A 20,124-nucleotide genomic window follows, 5' to 3' on the forward strand; every position below is an offset into this window, starting at 1 on the left:
CATGCCGGTCTATGAATATCTCTGCAACGATTGCGGCCCGTTCACCGACATGCGGCCGATGGCCGAATGTGACGAACCGCGGGATTGCCCGACATGCGACGTCGAGGCGCCACGTGTCATTCTCACCGCGCCGGCGTTCTTCTGTATGCCGTCCGACAAGCGCAAAGCCCACGCCACCAACGAGCGCAGTTCCCACGCCCCGAAGACCTCGGCCGAATACAGGGCCTCGCACGGCGCGGGCTGCGGTTGCTGCTCGGGCAAGAAGCCGTCGCGGCTGATCAAGCAGAGCAAGAGTGGGGCGAAGAGCTTTCCGACCGCGCGGCCATGGATGATCAGCCACTGAACTCTCGGTTGTCGTCCCCGCGAAAGCGGGGACCCATAGCCTCCGTCTTCAACGGGGCGGGAACGCCTCAGACGTCACTGCCAAACAGATCGACAGCGGTTGTGGGCCCCGGATCTGCGCTCGCTTCGCTCGCTTGTCCGGGACGACAGGAGAGCCCGCGACATCCCTGACAAAATCCGCTAGACACTCATCCCGCGCCGACGCCATCGGCGCGCGCATGAAGCGGGGACGATCGTGCGGCAGCAGACATTTGGCCTGAATGGCCCGGCCGTGCCCGTGATCGGGCAGGGCACCTGGTACATCGACCGCGGCGACCGCGCTGCCGTTGTGGCGGCGCTGCGCCATGGGCTCGACCTTGGTATGACACACGTCGATACCGCCGAAATGTATGGTGATGCCGAGCCGGTGGTGGCCGAAGCCATCGAAGGCCGCCGCGACGAGGTGTTCCTGGTCTCCAAGGTGTTGCCGAGCAACGCCTCCCGGCGCGGCACCATCAGCGCGTGCGAGCGTTCGCTGAAGCGGCTCAACACCGACCGGCTGGACTGCTACCTGTTGCACTGGCGCGGCCAGATACCGTTGGCCGAGACCGTCGCCGCGCTGGAAGAATTGAAGCGCGCCGGCAAGATTCAGTCGTGGGGCGTCAGCAATTTCGACGCCGGCGATCTCGCCGAGTTGCTCAAGGTCGCGGGCCCAGGCGCCATCGCATGCAACCAGGTGCTTTACCACCTGCAGGAGCGCGCCATCGAGCACCGCGTTGTGCCGTTGTGCGAGAAGAATGGCGTGGCGGTGGTGGCCTACTCGCCGTTCGGCCATAATGATTTTCCGGCGCCGCGCTCGCCGGGCGGCCTGGTGCTGCAGCGGATCGCCGACGCGCATCGTGCCACTCCGCGTCAGGTTGCGCTGGCGTTCCTGACGCGGCGGCCATCGGTGTTCGCGATTCCCAAAGCATCGTCGGCGGCGCACGCTGCCGACAACGCGGCGGCGGGAGCGGTGGTTCTCAACGCCGTCCAACTGGCCGAGATCGACCAGGCCTTCGCGCTGGGACGCGAACCCACCAGCCTGCCCATGCTGTGACGTCTGCTGCGCTGCACATGTCGGCGAGGTGTCTTGCCGGTCCGGAATCACCTCCCGCATGCATATCCGCGTCCTGATATCGGCACTTGTCGCGCGAACCTGATCGTCGTTTTGTGCGGACAGTATTTGATTCGGCTCGCGCGAACTTGTGTGGCCGTCATTGCCAGCCAGACCGGTCCCCGCCCGTGACAAGCCATGTTCCGCCGCCGAAGCTTGCTGTCGCCGCATTGGCGCACCGCCACACCGACCGGCCGTTTCGTGGCATCGCGCTGATCGTCGCATCGACGGTGTTTTTGGCCTCGTCCGACGCCATGGCCAAATATCTGGCGCGAAGCCTGCCGGCCGCGGAGATTGCCTGGATCCGCTTTTTGGTATTCGTGCTGATCATGCTGCCGATCGTGTTGGCGCCGTCGTCGGCAAACCCGATGCGATCGACGCGACCGCTGGTACAGGTGTCGCGCGGGCTGGCGCTGCTTTGCTCATCGATCTTCTTCATCATTGGGCTGGGCTATCTGCCGATTGCCGAAGCCGCCGCGACTGCCTTCATCGCGCCGGTGTTGGTCACCGGTCTTTCCATCGTGTTTCTCAGCGAGAAAGTCGGCCTGCGGCGCTGGATCGCGACAATTGTCGGCCTGATGGGCGTGCTTGTCGTGGTGCGGCCGGGGACGTCGGCCTTTCATCCCGCCGTGGTGTTTCCGATTCTCTCTGCCCTCGGCTGGGCCGTGGCACTGGTGCTGACGCGCAAGATCACCGGCGGCGACCGCGCCATCACCACGATGGCGTTTTCCGCGATCACCGGCTTCCTGGTGATGAGCGTCATCGTGCCGTATTACTGGGTCGAGCCCGGCTGGTCGCAAATCCTGTTGGGCATCGGAATCGGAATTTCCTCGACATTCGGCCACTGGATCGTCGTGCTGGCCTTCCGCTATGCCGATGCTTCGGTGCTGGCGCCGTTTTCCTATGTACAGCTGGTTTGGGTATCGCTGCTCGGCTTCTTCGTATTCGGCGAGGTACCCGATGCGTGGACCCTCGGCGGCGCCGCCCTCATCATCGCCAGCGGCGTCTATACCGCGCACCGCGAGCGCGTCCGCCGCTCGCAGATCGAGGCCTCGGCGGAGCCCTATCCGAGCGTCTGAGTTCGACCCGCCTCACACCGGCAACGCGATCGTGTACTTCACCTGGCTCAGCGCAAAGCTCGACTCGATCGAGGCGATGCCGTCGAGCCGGGTCAGCTTGTTCTTCAGGAACGCCTCATAGGACGACAGGTCGGCGGCGACGACGCGCAGCAGGTAATCGCGGTTGCCGGTCATCAAATAGCATTCCAGCACCTCGTCCCATTTCGAGATCGCCTTGGCGAAGCGGTTGAGGTCTTCTTCCTTCTGCCGAACGAGCTTGATCGAAATGAACACGCTGACCGGCAGGCCGACGGCCTTCTGGTCCACTAGCGCCATGTAACGCGTGATGATGCCGCGTTCCTCCAGCAGCTTGACCCGCCGGTGGCACGGCGAGATCGACAGGCCGACCTGTTCGGCGAGATTTTGCATGGTGGTGCGGCTGTCGGTCTGCAGCACGCCGAGGATCTTGCGGTCGATTGCGTCGAGGGTGGGCATTGGGAAAATTCCGGGAAATGGGCGTTCTGGCTACCCATTTATCCCAATTGGAGGCTTGTTGTCGCCCAAAATTGAGATGTTTCCCAAGGGCGGGCTGATACACTGGGGCAACCAAAACACGCACCAAGCGAGCGCGCCATGCCGATCGACCCTCTCCGCCTGCAGACCCTCTCCGCGCTGGCGCGAAAGGTGTTGTGGCTGTCGTCCTGGACCATCCACAACGCCAATCATTTGCGCCCGAGCACCGACGGCCTCAAGGTCGGCGGCCACCAAGCCTCGTCGGCGTCGCTCGTCACCATCATGTCGGCATTGTATTTCTCGGTGCTGAAGCCGGAAGACCGCGTCGCGGTGAAGCCGCATGCCAGCCCGGTATTCCACGCCATCCAGTATCTGTTCGGCCATCAGACCCGCGAAAAGCTGGAAAACTTTCGCGGCTTCAAGGGCGCGCAATCCTATCCGTCGCGCACCAAGGACATCGACGATGTCGATTTCTCCACCGGGTCGGTCGGCCTCGGCGTCGCGCAGACGCTGTTCTCCTCCCTGGTGCAGGACTACGTCTCTGCCCATGGCTGGATGAAGGACCGGCCGGAAGGCCGCATGATCTCGCTTGTCGGCGACGCCGAAATGGATGAGGGCAACATCTTCGAGGCGCTGCTGGAAGGCTGGAAGCACGGGCTGCGCAATACCTGGTGGATCGTCGACTACAACCGCCAGAGCCTCGATGCCGTCGTGCGCGAAGGCCTGTGGGAGAAGTTCGAATCCATGTTCCGCAATTTCGGCTGGGACGTGGTGATCGTGAAGTACGGCCGCCTGATGCAGGCGGCGTTCGCCGAGCCCGGCGGCGAGGCGCTGAAGATCTGGATCGACACCTGTCCGAACCAGATGTATGCGGCACTCTGCTTTCAGGGCGGCGCGGCGTTTCGCAAGCGGTTGAACGACGAGATCGGCGACCAGGGCGCGGTGTCGCGACTGATCGATGCGCGCAGCGACGACGAGTTGCTGGCACTGATGTCCAATCTCGGCGGCCACGACATGGCCAGCATGATCGAAGCCTTCGAGGCCATCGATCACGACCGCCCGGTATGCTTCATCGCCTACACCATCAAGGGCGTCGGCCTGCCGTTCCAGGGCCACAAGGACAACCACGCCGGTCTGATGACGCCGACACAGATGGAGAAATGGCGCGCGGCGCAGCACATCCGCCCGGGTCATGAGTGGGACAAGTATGAAGGCTTGACGCAGGATCCGGCCACGCTCGATGCGTTTTTGAAGGACGCGCCGTTCAACCGCAAGGGCATGCGGCGCCTCAGCGCTGACGTGATCGACGTGCCCGCGCATCTCGCCTTCAAACCGGCGCCGGCGATGTCGACGCAGCAAGGCTTTGGTCTGGTGCTCAACGAGTTGGCGCGCGGCGACACCGAACTGGCGTCGCGCATCGTCACCGCATCGCCCGATGTGACGGTCTCGACCAACCTCGGCGCCTGGGTCAACCGCCGTGGGCTGTTTGCGCGGGCGGAGAAGGCCGACCTGTTCCGCAGCGAGAAGATTCCCTCGACCTTCAACTGGGACTTCTCGCCGAAGGGGCAGCACATCGAACTCGGTATCGCGGAGAGCAATCTCTTCATCCTGATGTCGGCGCTGGGATTGTCCTCGTCCATCAACGGCGTGCGGTTGCTGCCGATCGCGACCTTGTACGATCCGTTCATCAGTCGCGCGCTGGATCAGCTCAATTACGCCTGCTACCAGGACGCTCGCTTCATGGTGGCGGCGACGCCGTCGGGCATCACGCTGGCCCCGGAAGGCGGCGCGCACCAGTCGATCGGGACGCCGCTGATCGGCATCGCGCAGGATGGGCTGGCCTCGTTCGAGCCGGCCTTCGTCGATGAACTCGCTGTGATCATGGGTTGGGGCTTTGCCCACATGCAGCGCGAGTCCAGCGAGCAGGGCGACGACGCCGGCATGCGCGCCGGCGGCTCGGTCTATCTGCGGCTGTCGACGCGGACCATCGAGCAGCCGCAGCGGATGATGACGCCTGAATTGCAACAGGGCATCACCGACGGCGCCTACTGGCTGCGCCAACCCGGCGCCAATTGCGATCTGGTGATCGCCTATACCGGCGCGCTGGCGCCGGAAGCGATCGAGGCGACGGGGCTGCTCGGCGACAGCCACCGGGACATCGGTCTGCTGGCGATCACCTCGGCGGACCGCCTGCATGCCGGCTGGACCGCCGCGCGAAAAATCCGCCGCGACAAGCGCAACCCGCAGCATCTCAGCCATATCGAGAAGCTGTTGCGGCCGCTGCCGCGCGATTGCGGCATCGTCACCGTGCTCGATGGCCACCCGGCCACGCTGGGCTGGATCGGCAGCGTCTGCGGTCATCGCATGGAAGCGTTGGGGGTCGAGCACTTCGGCCAGACCGGCACCATCCAGGACCTCTACCGCCACCACGGCATCGACGCCAACGCCATTGTGGACGCGGCCGAAGGCCTCAGCGGCGTCCCGGTGCTGCATCGGAAGATGGCGGTTTAGCTTCTTAAACCTCTCCCCGCCTGCGGGGAGAGGTCGGCTGCCGCGCGCGAAGCGCGTGACAGCCGGGTGAGGGGGAGTCCGAGAGCCTCTCTGACTTCCCCTCACCCCAGCCCTCTCCCCGCAAGCGGGGCGAGGGAGCGCGCGGCCGGCGCGCTTTGCTCAGAACGCCTTGAACGTGATGATCGTGTGGGTGTCCTGGATGCCTTCGATGGTCTGGACCTTTTCGTTGACGAAATGGCCGATGTCGGTGGCGTTATCGACGTAGAACTTCACCAGCAGGTCGTAATGGCCGGCGGTGGAATAGATTTCCGAGGCGATTTCGGCTTCGGCCAGCGCATTGGCGACGGCATAGGACTGGCCAAGCTTGCACTTGAACTGGACAAAGAAGGGGACCATCGGGGTTCTCCGGAAGCATTCGATTTGGCCGCCATCAAGCCTAAAACGGGGTGCCGTGGCAAGCCGGCCGGCTGGCGTCCGCGCTGCCGCGGTTGCCGCCTTGGGCAGGCCGGGCTAGGACTACGCACCGGCCGGTATCCGCCGGTTCTGGCATGAGTTTTCCGATGTCCACGCCCGTTGCGCTTACCATCGCCGGCTCCGATTCGTCGGGCGGCGCCGGCATTCAGGCCGACCTCAAGACCTTCGCCGCCTGCGGCGTCTATGGCGCGTCGGTGATCACCGCTTTGACAGCGCAGAACACCAAAGGCGTGACCGGCGTGCATCCGGTGCCTGCGGCCTTCGTTACAGCGCAGATCGACGCGGTGTTCGACGATCTCGCGGTCGGCGCCGTCAAGATCGGCATGGTCGCGCAGCGCGACGTGATCGAGGCGATCGTCGCCGGCCTGACGCGCTGGGCACCGAAGCATGTGGTGCTCGATCCGGTCATGGTCGCGACGTCAGGCGACCGCCTGCTGGCTCCCGAAGCGGTTGCCGCATTGCGGGCGAGCCTCATTCCGCGGGCCGACGTCATCACGCCGAACCTTCCGGAAGCCGCGGCGCTGCTCGATGAAGCCATTGCGGAGAGCGAGGCGGAGATCGAAGCGCAGGGCCGGCGCCTGCTGGCGCTGGGCTGCAAGGCCGTGCTGATCAAGGGCGGCCACGGCCACGGTGCCGAAAGCATCGATTATCTCGTCACGCGCGAGAAGGTTTTGCCGTTGCCGGCGGTGCGCGTGGCAACCCCGAATACGCACGGCACCGGCTGCACGTTGTCATCCGCCATCGCCGCCGCGCTGGCGAAGGGCGAGGACATGGAAAACGCCGTGCGTTTCGCCAAAGCCTATGTCACATCGGCCATCGCCGCCGCGGACCGTTTCACCGTCGGCCATGGCCATGGCCCGGTGCATCACTTCCATCAGTATTATTGAGGCATCTTCGTAGCCCGGATGGAGCGCAGCGCAATCCGGGAAAGCGCTTCAACCGACTGCCGGCCCCGGATTTCGCTGCGCTCCATCCGGGCTACAAATTCCACTGCGACATCCTGTCGTCCCGCTGTCATCCCCGCTTGATACCACCCGATCAGCAGACGGGTTGTCCGATTCTCTACGGACACGCTGAACGGATGGGCGCATGGCGACGCTGGATCTCGACACTTCGGTGGTTGAAAATGCCTATGCCCGCTGGGCGCCGATCTATGATGCGGTGTGCGGGCCGGTGATGCTGAAGGGCCGCCGCGCCGCGGCTGCCGCGGCCCGCACCGTCGGCGGAAAAATCCTCGAAGTCGGCGTCGGTACCGGCCTGTCGTTCGACGATTACGACGCCTCCACCGAAATCACCGGTATCGATCTCAGCGCGCCGATGCTCGACAAGGCCCGCGCTAAGATGGCGAGCGGACGCTATCCGTGGGTCGCGTCGGTGCAGCAGATGGACGCGCATGCGATGGAATTCGCCGACGCCACGTTCGACTGCGTGGTCGCGCAGTTCGTCATCACGCTGGTGGAAAATCCGGAGCAGGTGCTGTCGGAATGCCACCGGGTGGTGAAGCCCGGCGGCCGTATCATCCTAGTCAACCATCTCTACTCGGAGACTGGCCTGGCCGCCGCGGTGGAGCGCTGGGCAGCGGTCAAGACCCGCGCCATGGGGTTGCGCCCCGAGTTCCCGTTTGCGCGATTGCAGGCGTGGTCGCAATCCAATTCCGACTCCATTCTGGTCGAGCGCCGCAAGGTGGCGCCGTTCGGCATCTATACGCTGGTGACGTTCGAACGCATGGCGCTCGCCGCATGAACCGTCATCGCGGCGTCATACAACTCTGATAGCTGCTCAATATGGAAACAGACGTGATGAGTGAAGGCAACGAACGGCGCTTTCGCACCTTGTTTATCTCCGACGTCCACTTGGGCGCCCGGGGTTCGCAGGCCGATCGCCTGCTCGATTTTCTCCGCACCCACGATGCCGATACCATCTATCTCGTCGGCGACATCGTCGATGGCTGGGCGTTGAAGTCGGGCTGGCACTGGCCGCAATCCCACAACGATTTCGTGCAGAAGATGCTGCGCAAGGCGCGCAAGGGCGCCAAGATCGTCTACGTGCCTGGCAACCACGACGAATTCCTGCGCAATTACTACGGCACCCATTTCGGCGGCATCGAGGTGGTCGAGACCGCGATCCACGAGGGCGTCGATGGCAAGAAGTATCTCGTCATTCACGGCGATATCTTCGACCTCGTGGTGCAGAACGCGCGGTGGCTTGCCCATCTCGGCGACAAGGCCTACGATTTCGCGATCCAGATGAACCGCATCGTCAATGCATTCCGGCGCTGGTTCGGCGTGCCCTACTGGTCGCTGTCGCAATGGGCCAAGCTCAAGGTCAAGAACGCGGTCAACTTCATTGGCGCGTTCGAGCAGACGCTGGCGAATGAAGCCCGCCGCCACGGCGCCGATGGCGTGATCTGCGGCCACATCCACACCGCCGCGATCCGCGACGACCACGGCATCCGCTACATGAATTGCGGCGACTGGGTCGAGAGCTGCACCGCGCTGGTCGAGCACGAGGACGGCCGGTTTGAAATCATCACCTGGACCGACCCGCTGCGGCGCGCGGCGCCGGTCGCGGCGGTGGCAGCGCGGGCCGCCTGATGCGCGTGCTGATCGCCACCGACGCCTGGCACCCGCAAGTCAACGGCGTCGTGCGCACGCTGACCATGATGGCGGAAGCCGCCAAGAGCCTCGGCGTAGATGTCAGCTTCCTCACGCCGGCTTCGTTTCGCACCGTCGCGTTGCCGAGCTACGCCGACCTGCGCGTGGCATTGCCGAGCCGCTGGAAGATCGCGCGGCTAGTCGCTCAGGCCAAGCCGGACAATATCCACATCGCCACCGAAGGCCCGATAGGGTTTGCCGTGCGCGCCTATTGCCGCCGCCGCGGCATTCCCTTCACCACCAGTTTTCACACCCGGTTTCCGGAATATATCTCGGCGCGGTTTCCGATTCCGGAGTCCTGGATCTGGGCCGGGCTGCGCCGCTTCCACGGCGCCAGCAGCGCGGTGATGGCGGCGACGCCGGCGCTGGCCGCCGAACTGCGCGGTCGCGGCTTCCGCAACGTGGTGCTGTGGCCGCGCGGTGTCGATGCCGGCCTGTTTCATCCGCGCCAGGTCGATCTCGGCCTGCCGAAGCCGATCTTCCTCTGCGTCGGCCGGGTCGCGGTGGAGAAGAATCTCGAAGCGTTTCTGGCGCTGGACTTGCCCGGCACCAAGGTGGTGGTCGGCGACGGCCCGGCGCGCGCCGCGCTGGAGCTGAAATATCCCAAGGCGGTGTTCCTGGGGTCGTTGCAGGGCGAGGCGCTGGCGGTCGCCTATGCCGCCGCCAGCGTGTTCGTGTTTCCGAGCAAGACCGACACGTTCGGCCTGGTGCTGCTTGAGGCGCTGGCCAGCGGCGTGCCGGTGGCGGCGTTCCCGGTCACCGGTCCGCGGGACGTGATCGGCGCGGCGCCGGTCGGCGTCCTCAGCGAGGATCTGCAGGAGGCTTGCCTGGGGGCGCTGAAGCTGCTGCCGCAGGCCTGCCTGCGCTTTGCCGCCAACCATACCTGGGAGGCCTCCGCGCGGGCTTTCGTCAACAATATCAGCAAGGTGCGTGAAGAAGCCGGGGCCGACGCCAAGCCCGCGCGAAAACATCCGCGGTTCGCGGCCTGATCGGCGCGGCTTGATCGTCCGAGGTCACGCGCGATACAACTCCGCCATGACAAATTCCCCTCTGCCGATCACCCCCGCCGATATCGATGCCGCAGCCAGCGTCATTGCCCCCTATGCGGTGCGCACGCCGCTGCTGTCGTCGCCGTCGCTTGATGCGCTCACCGGCGCCAGGGTATTCCTGAAGCCTGAAGTGCTGCAGCGAACCGGCTCGTTCAAGTTTCGCGGCGCCTTCAATAAACTGTCCTCGATCCCGCAGGCCACGCGTGGCGGCGGCGTGGTGGCGTTCTCGTCGGGCAATCACGCGCAGGGCGTCGCCGCGGCGGCGCAGATTCTGGGCATGCAGGCGACCATCGTGATGCCCGCGGATTCGCCGCTGTCGAAGCGCGAGCGCACCAAGGGTTATGGCGCGGAGGTCGTGCTGTACGATCGCTACACCGAGGACCGCGAAGCCATCGCCGCCGCCATCGCCGGCCCGCGCGGCGCCACGCTGGTGAAGCCCTATGACGATCCGTTCGTGATGGCCGGGCAGGGCACCGTCGGTCGCGAGATCGCCGAGGACATGGCGATCCTGGGTATCGTGCCGGACATCGTCGCCGCACCCGCGTCCGGCGGCGGCCTGATTGCCGGCATCGCCGTGGCGGTGAAAGCGCGGTTTGCCGATACATCGATCATCGTTGCCGAGCCGGCCGGGTTCGACGACCACGCGCGCTCGCTGCGCGCCGGACGGCGCGAGGCGCATGACAACGACAGCAAGACGCTGTGCGACGCGTTGATGGCGCTGATGCCCGGCGAACTCACCTTCGCCGTGAACCAGCGCCTGCTAAGTGAGGCTGTCAGCGCGACCGATGCGGAAGTGGGCCGCGCCATGGCGTTTGCATTTCGCGACCTGAAGCTGGTGGTCGAGCCCGGCGGCGCAGTGGCGCTGGCGTCGCTGCTATCAGGCAAGTTTGACGCGCGCGGCAAGACCGTGGTGATCGTGCTGTCGGGCGGCAATGTCGATGCGGACATGTATGCGAAGATGATCACGGCTACATATTGAGACGTAGGGTGGGCAAAGGCGCCCTTGCGCCGTGCCCACGCGTTTCGGAGCGATGGAGAAGATGCGTGGGCACGGCTCACCGCGCTTCGCGCGGCCGAACCTTTGCCCACCCTACGTCAGCCCTTTACGAAAAGAACGCGATCTTCTCGGCCTGGCTCATGCGGCGGATCGGCGCCAGCGGGTCCGAGGCGGGCGCCTTGGGATCGGCGATCACGCCATTAGCGATCAGGGCCGCACCGAGCGAGGGGTGATAGGCGGGCTCGGGCCCGCGCTCGCCCTGCGAGGCTTCCTGCACGGCCGGCTGCGGCAGTTCCGGCGCCAGCGCCACTTCGGCAATCTGCTCGAACGTGATCGGCGCCTCGATGGCTTCAGGTTGAGCGATCTCCGGCTCGGCTACGTCGGACCGGGCGAGCACCGGCTGAACCATTTCAGACGGTGCCGTTTCAGACTCGCTTGTCTCGGGTTCGCTGAAATCCTGCACGGCCATTTCCATCGCCACCATGTCGAGCACAGCGAGGTCTTCGGCGCTCTCGGCATCGAGCGATGCAGCTTCGGGTTCGGCAGCGGCGGTCTGATCGACGGCCAATGCGACCGAAGCTTCAGCCATCGCCGCTGCAATCTCGGCAGTCGATTCGACGATCGGTGCAGGAGCTTCCGCGACGGCTTCGACGGTCTCCGGCTGCGCGGCGGGGCTGAATGCTTCCGGCGCCGGCGCAGCGGCCGTTTCCACCACGGCTTCGGCCACCGGCGCCGCGGCCGTTTCCACGACGGCTTCCGCCACCGGCGCCCTGAACAGCGGCGTCACCGAGGCTTCGTGGGTTTCGGCCGCTGACTGCACCGGTTGCACCGGCTTCTCCGCCGTGTCCGCCTTCGCTACGGCATCGGGTGCTGCCGCGTTGCGATCGGCCAGTTGCTCGATCCGCTGCATCAGCAGGTCGTAGCTCTCAAGCACGTCGTCGCGTCCGGTATCGGTCGCGGACTGCTGGCCGGCCTCGATCGCCTTGACCTGGGTATCCAGCAGATCGCAGATCCTGATATCGGCGCCGCATTCGCGCAGCGTCCAGGCGATCTCGCGGATGATCCGCACACCGTTGCGTGCCGCGGTCAGCGTCTCGTCGGACTCCACGCGCGGCATGGCTTCGATGGCGGTGGCCTTGGCTTGACGCACCGCGGCGCGGATCGCGCCCAGCGCTTCGAGCAGGCTGGTGGTGGTCGGCGCCGCTTTCTGCGCGGCAAGGCTGGCCTCGAGCCGCGTCACGGCTTCCAGCACCATGCCGGTGTCGGTGTGGCGGTTGCGCTTGGCGTACTCGTTGAGGAACCAACGGCCGCGCGCGGTCTCCATGAAGGCTTCGCGAATCGCATCGTAGTCCGCTTCCCCGGGCACGCTGGGGCGGGCGGAGATCGGCGACAGGGCAAATGCTTCTTCGGCCATGGATAAACTCGCGGCGCAAATCACTGCGCGATATGTAACGATCACCACGATCCCACACGAATCGCAATTGAATTGATGATATCCGAATCCCGCCCCTCCAGCGCATCGCAAATGCCGGCCCGGCGATTCGCCGCACGGCTGGCGCTGTTCTACGGCGCGGTGTTCGGTTCGGTCGGCACCTATCTGCCGTTCTTTCCGGTATGGCTAAAAGCGGTGGGCATCGACCCCTCCTGGATCGGACTGATCACCGCGGTGCCGTCGGTGACGCGTTTCACGGTGCTGCCGTTCATCACCGGCCTCGCCGAGCGGCATCGCGCGCTGCGCGGCGCGATGATCGTGACCGCAATTCTCACCGCGGTGGGGTTTGGCATCGTAGGTCTGCTCGACCAGCCGTTGCTGATCTTCATCGCCTTTGCGCTTACCGCCTGCGTCTGGACCCCGCTGGTACCGCTGACCGACGGCTATGCGCTGAAGGGCGTCGCGCGCTACGGCCTGAACTACGGCCCGTTGCGGCTGTGGGGCTCAGCGGCCTTCGTCGTCGGCGCACTGGCTTGCGGGCTGCTGGTCGAGGTCATCGACGCCAAACACCTGATCTGGATCATCGCCGGCATGGCCGGGCTTGGCGCGCTTTCGAGCCTCCGGCTGCAGCCATTGACCGCGCCGCCACGCGCGGCCCTGGCGCTGACGCGCGCGACCGCGCTGCTGCGCGAACGCGGCTTCCTCACCATCATGGCAGCGTCGGCGCTGATCCAGGGCAGCCACGCGGCCTACTACACCTTCGCCTCGATCACCTGGCAGGGCGCCGGCCTGGGCGGCCTCACGATCGCCGGGCTGTGGTCGCTTGGCGTGCTGGCGGAGATCGTGGTGTTCGCGCTGTCGCCGCGCTTTACCCTGTCGCCCGCGCTGCTGGTGGTGCTGGGCGGGCTCAGCGCCGTGACGCGATGGCTGATCACGGCGCAGCAGCCCCCTATCGCGGTGCTCGCGGTGATCCAGTCGATGCACGGCCTGACCTTCGGTCTGACCCAGGTCGGCATCATGGGACTGTTGGTGCGCCACGTGCCGGGGCACCTCACGGCGACGGCGCAAGGCTATCTCACTGCCTGCACCGGTATCGTGATGAGTTCGGCGGCGATCCTGTGCGGCGTGATCTATGCGCGCTACGGGCAGGCCGCCTACTACGCGATGGCGCTGTTGGCGCTAGCCGGCGCCACCACCATGTGGCTGGGCCGGCATCAGGCTGACGCGCCCTACGGCCTTGCCGGTCAGCCCCAGAACGCGGCGTCGGGCGGGTAGACCGTGCTCTCGTCGTAACGCAGCCCGCCGTCGCGATCCCTTGCCAACAGCAGCGGGCCGTCGAGATCGACGAAGCGCGCCTGCTGCGCGATCAGCATCGCCGGCGCCATCGACAGCGACGTCGCCACCATGCAGCCGACCATGATCTCCAGCCCCAGCGCCTGCGCCGCGTCGGCCATCGCCAGCGCCTCGGTGAGGCCGCCGGCCTTGTCGAGCTTGATGTTGACGGCGTCGTAGCGACCGCGGAGGCCGGCGATCGAAGCCAGGTCGTGCGCACTCTCGTCGGCACAGACGGCCATCGGCCGGCGCACCGTGGCCAGTGCTGCGTCGTGCCCGGCGGGCAAAGGCTGCTCGACAAGGGTAACGCCCGCCGCTTCGCAGGCGGCCAGATGGCGTTCCAAATTGTCCGGCGTCCAGGCTTCGTTGGCATCGACGACCAGCTCGGATTCCGGGGCTGCCTTGCGCACCGCCTTGATCCGGGCGGCGTCATCGTCGCTGCCGAGCTTGATCTTCAGCAATGGCCGGTAGGCGGCCTTGGCGGTGGCCGCGGCCATCGCGTCGGGCGTGCCCAGCGAGATCGTGTAGGCGGTGGTGCAGGCGCGCGGCGTCGGGCGCTTCAACAGGTCCCAGACGCGCAAGCCTGCAGTCTTGGCTTCCAGGTCCAGCAACGCGCAGTCCAGCGCGTTGCGCGCGGCGCCGGCGGGCATCAACGCCTGCAGGGTACGGTGGTCGAGCCCGGCGGCAAAGCGGTCCTGCATAGTCAGGATCGCCGCCAGCGTGGCTTCCGGTGTCTCGCCGTAGCGGCCATAGGGCGTGCATTCACCGCGGCCGGTGAAGCCGCCGCGGCTGATCTCCGCCACTACCACCACGGCCTCGGTCTTGGCACCGCGGCTGATGGTGAAGGCACCGGCGATCGGCCAGCGTTCGATGCGGGCGATCAGGGCGGCGGGAAGGGCAGGCATCTCGGAAGGAACCAAGGCAGCAACTTTCAGAAACAGACCGGCCGGCGCGGCACTACATCGCAGGTATAATAGATCGGTCGTCAGGCTTGAATAGCACCGCCCGTGAACTTGTTTGGGACGCAATGGCAGTGTCTGACTGCACGGCAGCACGCCGGATGAAATTAACCATATCCCCGGCTGATCCTCCCGAATACGCGGTGTCATGTTAAGACTTTGTTAATGAATAACGCCCGAGCGCAGGAGCAGGTTTTGAGCGGCCCGACACTGGAACAGATCGCCAAGGGCGACGGCTTGGCGCTGTGCGCCGCGGGGTCGTGGACGGCGCGGTTTGCGCCGGCGCTCGAGCAGATCGTCGCCGAGGCGGAAAAGCTCACCGGCAGCCGCCCCAACATCTTCATCGACGTTTCCCAGGTCTCGAAACTCGACACCTTCGGCGCCTGGCTGATCGAACGGCTGCGCCGCACCCTGACACATGGCGGTATCGAGGCGCAGATCGCCGGGCTGTCGGCGAACTATGCCAGTCTGGTCGGGGAAGTGCGCCGGGTCGAGCCCGCGGGTCCGCCTGCCGCTTCGGAAAGCGCTATTCTGGGCGTGCTGGACCGGATCGGGCGCGCCATCTATGGCGTCGGCGATACGTTTTTCGCGCTGATCGGCATGATGGGCGCCGTGCTCACGGCGTGGCTGCGTGTCTTTGTCCGTCCGTCCACATTCCGTCTGACCTCGACGGTGCACCATTTGCAGCAGGTGTGCTGGAACGCGGTGCCGATTGTAGTGCTGATCACCTTTCTGATCGGCTGCATCGTTGCCCAGCAGGGCATCTTCCATTTCCGCAAGTTCGGCGCCGATGTCTTCGTGGTCGATATGCTCGGCCTGCTGGTACTGCGGGAACTTGGCGTGCTGCTGGTGGCCATCATGGTCGCCGGTCGCTCCGGCAGCGCCTACACCGCCGAACTCGGTTCCATGAAGATGCGCGAGGAGATCGACGCGCTGCGCACCATGGGCTTCGATCCCATCGAGGTGCTGATCCTGCCGCGCATGATTGCTTTGGTGATCGGCCTGCCGATCCTGACCTTCCTCGGCGGCATGGCCGCCTTGTACGGCGGCGGTCTCGTCGCCTGGCTGTACGGCGGCGTCGATCCCGAAGCCTTCCTGTCGCGATTGCGCGACGCCATCTCGATCAATCACTTCCTGGTTGGCATGATCAAGGCACCGGTGATGGCGCTGGTAATCGGCATCGTCGCCTGCGTCGAGGGCCTCGCGGTGCAGGGCAGTGCGGAGTCGCTTGGCCAGCACACCACGTCGTCGGTGGTGAAGGGGATCTTCCTCGTCATCGTGATGGACGGCGTCTTCGCTATCTTCTTCGCATCGATCGGGATCTGACGATGGTTCCGGGCAATTCCAATCCTATTATCAGCGTCAACGGTCTCACGGTCGCGTTCGGCCAGCGGCATGTGCTTGACGGCCTCGATCTGGATGTCAGCCGCGGCGAGATCCTCGGCTTCGTCGGTGCGTCCGGCGCGGGCAAGTCGGTGTTGATGCGTACTATCATCGGGCTGGTACCCAAGGTGTCCGGCAACATCGAGGTGTTCGGCATCGATCTCGATGCCGCCGACTCCAGCGAGCGTCGCGGCGTCGAACGGCGCTGGGGCATCTTGTTTCAGCACGGCGCGCTGTTCTCGTCGCTCAGCGTTCGGCAGAACATCCAGTTCCCGATCCGCGAATACCTCAAGGTCTCGGACCGGCTGCTCGATGAAATCACTATCGCCAAGCTGGCGATGGTCGGGCTGAAGCCAGAGGTCGCCGAACGGTTTCCGTCGGAACTCTCCGGCGGTATGATCAAGCGCGTCGCGCTGGCGCGCGCACTCGCACTCGATCCCGAAATCGTGTTCCTCGACGAGCCGACATCGGGCCTCGATCCGATCGGCGCCGGCGAGTTCGATGAACTGGTACGCACGCTGCAACGAACTTTGGGCCTGACCGTTTTCATGGTAACTCATGATCTGGACAGCCTCCATACAGCCTGTGACCGGATCGCCGTCTTGGGAGACGGCAAGATCATCGCGCAAGGCACGATGGACGATATGCTGGCGTCGCAACATCCTTGGCTCAGGGAATACTTCCACGGCAAGCGCGCGCGCGCTGTCCTCGTTTAGTTGCTACTGGAGTTGGTTTGATGGAAACGCGGGCGAACTTCGTCCTGATCGGAACGTTCACGCTGGCAGTGATTGCCGCGGCGTTCGGCTTTGTGCTCTGGTTCCAGAACCTGCACAGCACCAAGCTGCGCAGCCCGCTGCGCATCGTGTTCGAAGGCTCCGCCTCGGGCCTGCGCAACGGCGGCAGCGTCAACTTCAATGGTATCAGGGTCGGAGAGGTCGTCTCCGTGAAGCTCGACAACCCGCGGCGCGTCGTCGCGCTTGCGATGGTGGAGAACAGTGCGCCGGTGCGCAAGGACACGCTGGTCGGGCTTGAGTTCCAGGGGTTGACGGGTGTCTCGGCGATTTCGCTGAAGGGCGGCGACGAAGCAGCACCCTCGGTGCCGCTGGACCAGGACGGCATTCCGGTTCTCACCGCCGATCCCAACGCCGTGCAGGACATTTCGGAGGCGATCAAGGCGACGCTGCAGAACGTCAACCGCATCGTCTCCGAGAACCAGGAGTCGGTGAAGAACTCGCTACGCAACGTCGAAACGTTTACCGCGACGCTGGCGCGCAATTCGGAGGTGATCGACGGCATCATGCTGAAGATCGACAGCGTGATGGGCAAGACCGACGGCATCATGGGCAAGGCGGACAGCGTGGTCGCACGCACCGATAATATCCTGCTCGGCCTCGACGCGTTGGCCGGCGGCAAGGATGGCGGCGAACTCACTGCTGCCGTGAAGTCGTTTCACGAGCTGACCGAGAATCTCGATAAGCGCTCCGGCGCGCTGATGCTGGATGGCCGCCGCACCCTGGGCGATATCAGCCGCGCGGTGAACAATCTCGATCGCAACCCGACCCGTCTGCTGTTCGGCGCCAGCAACAACGCACCGGCGGCAGCGCCCCCGGCGGCTGGACCGCCACCGGCCGCACCGCCGGTCCCGACCGAGCGCCGTCGGCGCAACGAGGCGCGCTGACCTGACACGGAGCTCCGCATGGATCGCCATACCCTGAGCAATGGCCGCGTTACCGCCGTCATCAAGGCCGATGGCGCCGAGCTCTGCTCGCTGAAGAATATTCACGGCCATGAGGTGCTGTGGCAGGCCGGGCCGGAATGGCCGCGCCACGCGCCGATCCTGTTTCCCATCGTCGGCAAGCTCAATGGCGACGTGCTGCGGCATCGCGGCCAGTCCTACGCCATGACCCAGCACGGCTTTGCGCGTGACCAGCGCTTTGCCTGGACCGGGCAGGGCCCGACCTCCTGTGCGCTGTCGCTGCAGGATAGTCCGGCGAGCCGCGCCAAATATCCATTCGCGTTCCGCCTCGATGTCACCTACGCGATCGAAGGCGACGAACTGGCGATCGGCTACGCCATCACCAATACCGGCGACGAGATCCTGCCGGCCTCGATCGGCGCGCATCCGGCGTTTCGGTGGCCATTGGTCGAGGGCGCCGACAAGAGCGATCACACCATCATTTTTTCCGACGCCGAACCGGCGCCGATCCGCCGGCTCGATGGCGGCCTGCTGTCGCCGCAATCCGAACCCTCGCCGGTGCAGGGCGGTGCGCTGGCGCTGTCGGAATCGTTGTTCGCCGACGACGCGATGATCCTGGATCAGCTCGCCAGCACCTCGCTGAGCTACAGCGGGCCCGGCGGGCCCACCATTACCCTCGCCTGGCAGGGATTTCACGAGTTGGGGATCTGGTCGAAGCCCTCCGGCGCGCCGTTCCTGTGCATCGAGCCGTGGCAGGGCTATGCCAGTCCGGTCGATTTCGACGGCGAGTTCGCGGACAAGCCCGGCGTGATGCATATTGCGGTGGGACAGACCCGCAGCTTCATGCAGCGCATCGGGTTTTTGTAGTTCGCATTTCGTAGGGTGGGTTAGGCGCCCTTGCGCCGTAACCCACCGCGTTCGTTATTGGGATCGTTGGGTTACGCGCTGCGCGCTAACCCACCCTATGGCCTGATCAATAAAAAGCGGAGGCATCGCTGCCTCCGCTTTTCGCATTCGTAAGATTGCAAACTCTATCCCAGGCGTCCCGCGGAGTGCGCGAGCAGGGTGTAGACCAGCCCGGTTTCCGACGTCAGATGGCTGCGCAAAGCGGCGGGGCCGCGTTCGTCGCGGGCGACCTCGTCGAGCAGGCGCTCGAACTCGGTGATGTACCGGTCCACCGTCTGCTTGAAGGGACGGTCGGAACGATACTTGCGGCTGACCTCGTCGAACGCTTTCTGGCCGGCCGGGGTGTAGAGCCGCTTGGTGAAGGCCTTGCTCTCGCCGCGCTGGTAGCGATCCCACATCTCGGCGGCCAGCGTGCGGTCCATCAGGCGGCCGATGTCGAGCGACAGCGACTCCAGCGGATTGGCGGAGGCGGCGGGCTGCTGCGGCGCGGGGGCGCGACGCGACGGCTCCGGTTCGACGTGGTCGGCGCGGCCCAGCAGATCCGACAGCCAGCCATCGCGGCCCTGGTCCGAACCGGCCGGAGCGACCGACGGCGCTTCGGTGCGGCGTGGCGCCGGGCTACCGATATCCGGCAGCGGCAGGCTCGATGCACTGCCGACCGGGGAACGCGGTGCGGGACGCGGCGCCGGCTCATGGCGGGCTTCGCTGCGGGCGCTGGCCATCGCCATTACCGGCTCTTCCTCGCGCGGCGCGCTGGCGCGGCTGGTCGAGACCACGTCGATGCCGCGGCCGTGCCGGGCGACGATGCGGTTCAGTTCGGCCAGGGCCTCGATCTGGTCGACGATCACCTTGCGCATCTGCGCGGTGCTTTCGGCGGCCTCCTGCGGCATTTCGAGCACGCCGCGGCGCAACTCGGTGCGGGTGTTCTCCAGTTCGTTGTGCATCTCGGACGCCATGTGCTTCATGCCCGCCACCATCGACGCGAACTTGTCCGCCGAGGACTTGAACATGGCATCGGCTTCCTGGGTGCCCTGCTGGTAGATTTCGTTCATGGCCTGCGAGGTCAGGCGACGTTCTTCTTCCGCCGCTGCGCGTACCGCCTCGAACTGGCGGCCGATCGCCGACGAACCGGCGCCGGCAGTTTCGGCGACGACGCGGGCGATATCGCGGGCGCGTTCTTCGGCGGCAGCCAGCGATTCATCGAGCAGGCCGGTGAAGCGGGTGAGGCGCTGATCGAGGTCGTTGGTGCGCAGGTCGATGGTGGTGACCAGCGATTCCAGCGCGGCCTTGCGTTCGCCGACCGAGGCGGTGGTGTTGCGGTTGCTCTGTTCGACCAGCGCGGCGGCATCGACCAGCGCGCGGCCATGGCTCTCGAACTCGGTCGATAGCGAACCGAGGTCTTCCAGGGCGCGGGACGTCTTGGAGGTGAACACGGTGAGCTGGTCTTCCAGCGTCTGCGTTGCCAGGCCGTTGCGCGAGGTGACGTCGTTCATGGTGGAGACGAAGTCGGCGACGCGGGTGACCAGCGCGCGCTCCAGCGAGTTGAGGTTGTCGTGGGCACCGGTCAGGACTTCCTGCAGCAGGATGTTGCCTTCACGCAGCCGCTCGAACAGAGCGACGGTGTCGGTGCGCAGGATCTTGCTGGTTTCCTGCATCTCGGTGACCGCCGCGATCGAGACCTGGCGC

18 protein-coding genes and 1 pseudogene are annotated in these 20,124 nt (G+C 65.6%); 14 read left to right on the forward strand and 5 right to left on the reverse strand.

Translation table 11 applies throughout. From position 1 onward, the window contains the following. Position 1: 1 nt before the first annotated feature. From JWR89_RS24895 to JWR89_RS24905, 3 genes are all read left to right on the forward strand, one after another. On the forward strand, positions 2-343 hold the full coding sequence (locus tag JWR89_RS24895; protein ID WP_299720870.1) for a zinc ribbon domain-containing protein: 342 nt from the start codon (positions 2-4) through the stop codon (positions 341-343). 234 nt (positions 344-577) lie between these two features. Then, a complete protein-coding gene (locus tag JWR89_RS24900; protein WP_299720871.1) occupies positions 578-1,417 on the forward strand; it encodes an aldo/keto reductase in 840 nt (279 codons plus the stop codon). Positions 1,418-1,602: 185 nt separating this feature from the next. After that, entirely contained in the window at positions 1,603-2,553 is a 951-nt protein-coding gene (locus tag JWR89_RS24905; protein ID WP_299720872.1) for a DMT family transporter, read from the forward strand. A gap of 12 nt (positions 2,554-2,565) precedes the next feature. Here JWR89_RS24905 and JWR89_RS24910 read toward each other — a convergent pair whose 3' ends face one another. After that, positions 2,566-3,027, reverse strand: a complete 462-nt coding sequence (locus JWR89_RS24910) for an Lrp/AsnC family transcriptional regulator (RefSeq protein ID WP_299720873.1) — start codon at positions 3,025-3,027, stop codon at positions 2,566-2,568. Between the two features lie 138 nt (positions 3,028-3,165). On the opposite strand from JWR89_RS24910, the gene JWR89_RS24915 reads away from it, so the two are divergent. Then, positions 3,166-5,556: a transketolase gene (locus JWR89_RS24915; RefSeq protein ID WP_299720874.1), complete on the forward strand. Its 2,391-nt coding sequence runs from the start codon at positions 3,166-3,168 to the stop codon at positions 5,554-5,556. Positions 5,557-5,715: 159 nt separating this feature from the next. On the opposite strand, the gene JWR89_RS24920 is transcribed toward JWR89_RS24915, so the two are convergent. After that, positions 5,716-5,952 (reverse strand): Lrp/AsnC family transcriptional regulator, encoded by a 237-nt coding sequence (locus JWR89_RS24920; protein ID WP_299720875.1) that lies wholly within the window; start codon positions 5,950-5,952, stop codon positions 5,716-5,718. Positions 5,953-6,116: 164 nt separating this feature from the next. Between JWR89_RS24920 and thiD the strand changes: the two genes are divergently transcribed. The 5 genes from thiD (at position 6,117) to JWR89_RS24945 (ending at position 10,712) form a co-directional block, all read left to right on the forward strand. Then, complete coding sequence (gene thiD, locus JWR89_RS24925) at positions 6,117-6,917, forward strand: bifunctional hydroxymethylpyrimidine kinase/phosphomethylpyrimidine kinase (protein WP_299720876.1); 801 nt, start codon at positions 6,117-6,119, stop codon at positions 6,915-6,917. Between the two features lie 202 nt (positions 6,918-7,119). Next, the gene (locus JWR89_RS24930) at positions 7,120-7,773 is read left to right on the forward strand and encodes a class I SAM-dependent methyltransferase (RefSeq protein WP_299720877.1); all 654 of its coding nucleotides are present in this window, start codon (positions 7,120-7,122) and stop codon (positions 7,771-7,773) included. A 56-nt stretch (positions 7,774-7,829) separates the two neighbouring features. Then, positions 7,830-8,624, forward strand: a complete 795-nt coding sequence (locus JWR89_RS24935; RefSeq protein WP_299720878.1) for a UDP-2,3-diacylglucosamine diphosphatase — start codon at positions 7,830-7,832, stop codon at positions 8,622-8,624. Continuing rightward, positions 8,624-9,673: a glycosyltransferase family 1 protein gene (locus tag JWR89_RS24940; protein WP_299720879.1), complete on the forward strand. Its 1,050-nt coding sequence runs from the start codon at positions 8,624-8,626 to the stop codon at positions 9,671-9,673. Before JWR89_RS24935 ends, JWR89_RS24940 begins: the two co-directional genes overlap by 1 nt. A 46-nt stretch (positions 9,674-9,719) precedes the next feature. Further along, positions 9,720-10,712: a threonine/serine dehydratase gene (locus tag JWR89_RS24945; protein WP_299720880.1), complete on the forward strand. Its 993-nt coding sequence runs from the start codon at positions 9,720-9,722 to the stop codon at positions 10,710-10,712. A gap of 124 nt (positions 10,713-10,836) precedes the next feature. On the opposite strand, the gene JWR89_RS24950 is transcribed toward JWR89_RS24945, so the two are convergent. Further along, a complete protein-coding gene (locus JWR89_RS24950; protein WP_299720881.1) occupies positions 10,837-12,144 on the reverse strand; it encodes a hypothetical protein in 1,308 nt (435 codons plus the stop codon). A 111-nt stretch (positions 12,145-12,255) separates the two neighbouring features. Here JWR89_RS24950 and JWR89_RS24955 point away from each other — a divergent pair, with 111 nt between their 5' ends. Then, on the forward strand, positions 12,256-13,437 hold the full coding sequence (locus JWR89_RS24955) for an MFS transporter (RefSeq protein WP_299720882.1): 1,182 nt from the start codon (positions 12,256-12,258) through the stop codon (positions 13,435-13,437). Here the strand turns inward: JWR89_RS24955 and dgcA are convergent. Next, positions 13,407-14,414 (reverse strand): N-acetyl-D-Glu racemase DgcA, encoded by a 1,008-nt coding sequence (gene dgcA, locus JWR89_RS24960; protein WP_299720883.1) that lies wholly within the window; start codon positions 14,412-14,414, stop codon positions 13,407-13,409. The genes JWR89_RS24955 and dgcA overlap by 31 nt on opposite strands. A 204-nt stretch (positions 14,415-14,618) precedes the next feature. On the opposite strand from dgcA, the gene JWR89_RS24965 reads away from it, so the two are divergent. The 4 genes from JWR89_RS24965 to JWR89_RS24980 are packed head-to-tail and all read left to right on the forward strand — an operon-like array spanning position 14,619 to position 18,399. Next, entirely contained in the window at positions 14,619-15,779 is a 1,161-nt protein-coding gene (locus JWR89_RS24965) for an ABC transporter permease (RefSeq protein ID WP_299720884.1), read from the forward strand. Between the two features lie 2 nt (positions 15,780-15,781). Then, a complete protein-coding gene (locus JWR89_RS24970) occupies positions 15,782-16,552 on the forward strand; it encodes an ABC transporter ATP-binding protein (protein ID WP_299720885.1) in 771 nt (256 codons plus the stop codon). Positions 16,553-16,572: 20 nt separating this feature from the next. Continuing rightward, positions 16,573-17,514 carry an MlaD family protein gene (locus JWR89_RS24975; protein WP_299720886.1) on the forward strand — a complete coding sequence of 314 codons (942 nt, stop codon included), beginning with the start codon at positions 16,573-16,575 and terminating at the stop codon, positions 17,512-17,514. An 18-nt stretch (positions 17,515-17,532) separates the two neighbouring features. Then, on the forward strand, positions 17,533-18,399 hold the full coding sequence (locus JWR89_RS24980) for an aldose 1-epimerase family protein (protein WP_299720887.1): 867 nt from the start codon (positions 17,533-17,535) through the stop codon (positions 18,397-18,399). A 164-nt stretch (positions 18,400-18,563) separates the two neighbouring features. Here the strand turns inward: JWR89_RS24980 and JWR89_RS24985 are convergent. Further along, positions 18,564-20,124, reverse strand: a pseudogene (locus tag JWR89_RS24985) (negative regulator of septation ring formation); the annotation flags it as partial.

Source organism: Tardiphaga sp., assembly GCF_028290785.1.
GTDB lineage: Bacteria > Pseudomonadota > Alphaproteobacteria > Rhizobiales > Xanthobacteraceae > Tardiphaga.